Source organism: Endozoicomonas ascidiicola, assembly GCF_001646945.1.
In the GTDB taxonomy this organism is placed as follows: Bacteria; Pseudomonadota; Gammaproteobacteria; order Pseudomonadales; family Endozoicomonadaceae; genus Endozoicomonas; species Endozoicomonas ascidiicola.
On sequence record NZ_LUTV01000002.1, the window covers coordinates 825174 to 830497 of the forward strand.

Genomic DNA, 5324 nt, shown 5'->3' on the forward strand with positions numbered 1-5324 from the left:
ATCTTGCAGCTGTTAGGGTTCAGGAAAGAGCGGGAATTGCTGTAGCATTACGGATATGAAAGGACAGGTATACTTTTGTTCTGATACAGTGCAGCCCAGAGGTGGCTGGGCTGATACAGATACAGATACAGCAATACAGTGAGTAAAAACCCTCTTAAGCATTGCTGTTAGTTATTCATATTAGAAAAGTACTAATTAATAACTGATATTCAATTTTCGGAACAAAAAGCCAAGACACCACAGCGGGCCGATCAGCAGAAATTTCAGATCATCAAAGAATGAAGGCTTCTTCCCTTCGACCTTGTGACCAACAAACTGAAATATCCACGCCACGACAAAAATCCCAATACTGACCTCCAGCACATAAGCACCCAGCGCCTGAGACAGTGCAGCGGATGCTGCAAAGATCAGAATCATCGCCAATGACAACTTAAAAGAGAGTTTGAAATAAAACAGCATGGTCACTGCCATCATCACCCAGGCGGCAATCGGACTGAATGCCCAGATAATACCAACAATGCTGAAAAGAATGGCTGGAACACAAATCCAGTGGATGAGCTTATTGGTTTTGTTCTGGTGACTTTCGCCGTACTCACTGAACCATTGTTCGATGGTTTTCATGATGCAGTTGCCTCTTTGGTTTTCTTGTTATGGACAGACAGGATCACTTTATCAAATCAGAACTATGGTCCGCAATTGTGGGGAGTAAGTCTGAGCGAGTCTTTTTTAGATAGTTGTGAATAGATAGTTGCGGATAAAAAAAGCCCGACTGTATCGCCGGGCTATGTGGATGATCAGGCGTTAGTCGCCACAAAATATTTCGGATCTTCAATCACATTCACTTCAACCATATTGCCCGCTTTGCTGAGAAGCTTTCTGCAGTCTGGACTCAGATGTCGGATGTGTAATTTCCTGCCGCTGTTCAGGTAACGTTCTGCCAGCGTATCAATAGCTTCAAGACCGGAATGATCGCTTACTTTGGAATCCTGAAAATCGATAATGACATTCTCATTGTCGTCTCTCGGTGTGAACTGCTCTAAAAAGTGCGTGGTCGAGCCAAAGAACAATGGGCCGTGGATGTTGTAAATGGTTGAACCATCTTGGTCATCCTGCTTCTCCACCCGGATGTGCTTGGCGTGCTTCCAGGCGAAAATCAGGGCAGAGACAATGACACCCACGATAACGGCAACCGCCAGATCGGTCAGCACAGTCACCACAGAAACAAGAACCAGTACAAAGGCATCACCCTTTGGCACTTTGTTCATGATTCGGAAGCTACTCCACTCAAAAGTTCCGATGACAACGATGAACATAACGCCCACCAGAGCCGCAACCGGAATCATCTCTATTAATGAAGAGGCAAACAGAATAAAGGACAGCAGGAACAACGCAGCGGAAATACCGGATAAACGACCACGACCGCCTGAGTTTACGTTGATCATGCTCTGACCAATCATGGCACAGCCACCCATGCCACCGAAGAAACCCGTCACAACATTGGCAACACCCTGACCAACACATTCGCGGTTACTGCTGCCGTGAGTCTCGGTGATTTCATCCACCATTCGCAATGTCAGCAGCGATTCGATGATGCCAATAGCGGCAAGAATCAGAGAATAAGGGAAAATAATCGCCAGTGTCTCAAAGGTAAAAGGCACTGAAGGAATGCTGAAAGAAGGCAAGCCACCGGCAATTCCTGCAACATCACCAACACTTTTTGTATCAAGGTTTAACGTCAGTGCGACACCGGTAACAACGAGGATAGCTGCCAGTGAAGAAGGAATAGCGGTGGTCAGTTTTGGCAGGAAGTGAATAATAGCCATAGTCAACGCAACCAGACCCAGCATCAGGTACAACTCAGTACCGCCCATCCAGGCCACATCCACCACACTGTTTTCAAGGAAGGTGCCCGTCAGCCAGCCCGCTTCGCCCTGAGCACCAAACTGACTGAGTTGCGCCAGAAAGATCACAATCGCCAGACCGTTTACAAAGCCCAGCATGACCGGGTGCGGAACCATTCGAATAAATTTGCCCAGCTTGAAGGCGCCGGCAAGCATTTGCAGAATACCCATCAACACCACGGTGGCAAAAAGATACTGAACGCCGTGGATAGCAACCAGACTGACCATCACGACGGCAAGTGCACCGGTGGCGCCGGAAATCATTCCCGGGCGTCCGCCAATGGCGGCAGTAATCAGACCGACAAGAAAGGCGGCGTAAAGACCAACCAGTGGTTCGACACCGGCGACAAATGCAAATGCGACGGCCTCTGGAACCAGGGCCAATGCCACGGTCAAACCCGAAAGCAGGTCGTTCTTTATAGTGGCAACGTTTCTGACGTTGGGTTCAAACAAGTGAATTCTCCAGAAAACTTGGGTTGATATCGCCGACTCGGCGGGTGCAACACGATGAATGACTTATTGGGTATCGTTGAATTTTTGTAATTGTTAATGCCCCAAAGGGCTGAATGAAACTGCTCGGAGAAAATGATGAGATCTTCTTTGAACATGGGTCATGGTTGCTGGTCTAAAAAGCCAGCATGAATACCCAGAAATATTCGATTGCATATGGCTGGGTGCTTAGGTGCTCGGCTGAAAATAGAGCCTTTGCTGCGCGGGCATTTTAAATAAGCGGCTCTTTAAAGGCAACGAAGCATGATGGAGAAACCGGAAGCATTAATAGGAAAGGTAACGCTATTATGTGGCGTAATCGTTGTGATGACCACCGTTGTGGTACCAGATTGGTCTCTTATTAACCCGGTACTGTTGGCAGTTGGCGTCATGATGGCTCTCTGCCTGGTTAGAATTCCTGTTCCTGTCGCCATCATTATTGCAGCACTTTTGGGTGGTGTGCACAGTGGTATGACTCTGACGGATGTTATTGGCACGATGAACGACCACCTGCAGCCAGGGGCAGAAGTCGGTATTACCTATGCCATGGTCGGAGCCTATGCGATGGCCATATTTCGAACCGGATTGATTGAACACTTCAGTCAATGGTTTGAGCGGTTTATTCAGAATGGAAAAACTAACAGAGTCAGGCTGAAGATTATTCTTGTCTTTGGGGTGATTGGGGCTCTCTCTCAAACTCTTATCCCCATTCATATCGCCTTTATGCCAATCCTGATTCCACCATTACTTGGTACATTTAATAAGTTGCAGTTAGATAGAAGGCTGCTGGCGTGTCTTCTGGTGTGCGTTATCAGCATGACTTATCTGACGATACCCTTTGGTTTTGGTGGTATCTTTCTGAAGGGCATTATGGCGCCGGCGATTAATGCAACAGCCCAGCATTATGGTTTTATGGTGACGGAAGATCAGCTGGTGGGGAGTATGCTGATTCCGGCTGCCGGAATTTTGGTTGGTTTGATGATTTCTGTCTTTTGGAGCCATCGTAGACCAAGAAGCTACGAATCAATAAATATAAGCCACCAGTCGCCTTTAGAGAGAAAGACGACGATCACAGATCATGTGTATGTTCTGCTTTCTATAATCGTTGTTGTGCTGATCCAACTTTATTATGACTCGATCATGCTCGGCGCTATTCTTGGCTTTTTGATCTTGTCCCTGACTGGGCAGGTTCAATGGAAAGAACAAGATTCGCTGTTTACTGATGGTATGCGGATGATGGTTCAGATCAGTATCATCATCACCATCGCGTCAGGTTTTGCTGGTGTGCTCAAAGCGACCGGAGGCATCGACGCTTTAGTGAGCAGCTCTGTGGGGTGGATAAGCCGTCACCGGGAAATCGCAGTGCTACTTATGCTGGTGATTGGCTTCATTATCACCATAGGTTTTGGCGATTCATTTGCCAACGTGCCTATATTAGCACCCATCTATCTTCCGCTTTGCTTTGAGTCCGGTTTCTCCTTAGCCGCAACCATAATTATGCTGGGTGCTTCTGCGGCCTTGGGCGATGCCGGTTCACCGGCATCAACTTTGACGCTTGGTGTTACCAGCGGATTGAATGCTGATGGTCAGCACGATCTGGTCAAAGACACCATTCTGCCAACGATGTTTCACGCTAACATTGGGTTGATGCTATTTGCCTGGCTTGCGGTCATGTATATATAAGGCGGGAAGGTAGACGACGATTGCCTATTAGCAATACTGGGAAAAGAAAACTAAGAATAGGTATTAATCCATCTGGCTAACAGCGGTGTGGTTATATAGTATACGCAGCTCTTCCGGACAGCAGTGCTGAACGAGAAGAGGGTTTTGARAAACAAGGTTGAATGACCGGTTGACAAAATCACCCAGCGCGGTAATATGCGCCTCCGCTGACACGGTCTGAACGACAACGTCAGTGAGTTGAAAAGCTTCTTACTTCTTCGGAAAAACAAGTCGCTTGACAACGAAAGCCGCTTCGGTATGATAGCGGCCTCGCTGATCGGCACCATCGCCGGTTGGAGATTAGATAAGACGCGCTTCGGCACGCACTAATCAGGTTCTTTAACAAGATATCAGACAATTCGTGTGGGCGCTTGTGCGATTGCATCGGTTAAGAAAGCTTCTCTTTGTACTTGTATAATTTGTACCTGTATAAAGAGTCTCTTTCAAAAACTTTGAATGCTTGATCAATCAAGTGAACACTCGTTAATTCAGCTGTCTTCACAGACAGTTAAATAAAATGTGACGTTCATGAGAATGTTGAGCGGTTGACATCTCTTCTGAAGAGTTTCTTCGGAAAGGTGTTCAGCAAAACGATTTAAACTGAAGAGTTTGATCATGGCTCAGATTGAACGCTGGCGGCAGGCCTAACACATGCAAGTCGAGCGGTAACAGGGAAAGCTTGCTTTCTGCTGACGAGCGGCGGACGGGTGCGTAACACGTAGGAATCTGCCTGGTAGTGGGGGATAGCCCGGAGAAATCCGGATTAATACCGCATACGCCCTAAGGGGGAAAGGAGGGGATCGGCTTGCCGACCTTTCGCTATCAGATGAGCCTGCGTCGGATTAGYTTGTTGGTGGGGTAAAGGCCTACCAAGGCGACGATCCGTAGCTGGTCTGAGAGGATGATCAGCCACACTGGGACTGAGACACGGCCCAGACTCCTACGGGAGGCAGCAGTGGGGAATATTGCACAATGGGCGAAAGCCTGATGCAGCCATGCCGCGTGTGTGAAGAAGGCCTTAGGGTTGTAAAGCACTTTCAGCGAGGAGGAAAGGRTTAAAGTTAATACCTTTRRTCTGTGACGTTACTCGCAGAAGAAGCACCGGCTAACTCCGTGCCAGCAGCCGCGGTAATACGGAGGGTGCGAGCGTTAATCGGAATTACTGGGCGTAAAGCGTGCGTAGGCGGCTACTTAAGTTGGATGTGAAAGCCC

At 47.9% G+C, this 5324-nt stretch carries 3 protein-coding genes and 1 other annotated feature; of the genes, 1 reads left to right on the forward strand and 2 read right to left on the reverse strand.

Annotation, left to right across the window (positions count from 1 at the left end; translation table 11 throughout):
• Window positions 1-195 precede the first annotated feature (195 nt).
• On the reverse strand, window positions 196-621 hold the full coding sequence (locus AKL11_RS07400; protein WP_067515934.1) for an Mpo1 family 2-hydroxy fatty acid dioxygenase: 426 nt from the start codon (window positions 619-621) through the stop codon (window positions 196-198).
• Between the two features lie 173 nt (window positions 622-794).
• Window positions 795-2354, reverse strand: a complete 1560-nt coding sequence (locus tag AKL11_RS07405; RefSeq protein ID WP_067515935.1) for a SulP family inorganic anion transporter — start codon at window positions 2352-2354, stop codon at window positions 795-797.
• Between the two features lie 300 nt (window positions 2355-2654).
• Here AKL11_RS07405 and AKL11_RS07410 point away from each other — a divergent pair, with 300 nt between their 5' ends.
• Window positions 2655-4073, forward strand: a complete 1419-nt coding sequence (locus AKL11_RS07410) for a Na+/H+ antiporter NhaC family protein (protein ID WP_216636433.1) — start codon at window positions 2655-2657, stop codon at window positions 4071-4073.
• A 644-nt stretch (window positions 4074-4717) separates the two neighbouring features.
• Window positions 4718-5267, forward strand: a sequence feature (16S ribosomal RNA rRNA prediction is too short).
• Window positions 5268-5324: the final 57 nt, after the last annotated feature.

Bases quoted from the DNA above. Each gene is read 5' to 3' on its own strand.
- AKL11_RS07410 (WP_216636433.1), top strand. From the start codon at position 2,655: ATGATGGAGAAACCGGAAGCATTAATAGGAAAGGTAACGCTATTATGT.
- AKL11_RS07400 (WP_067515934.1), bottom strand. From the start codon at position 621: ATGAAAACCATCGAACAATGGTTCAGTGAGTACGGCGAAAGTCACCAG.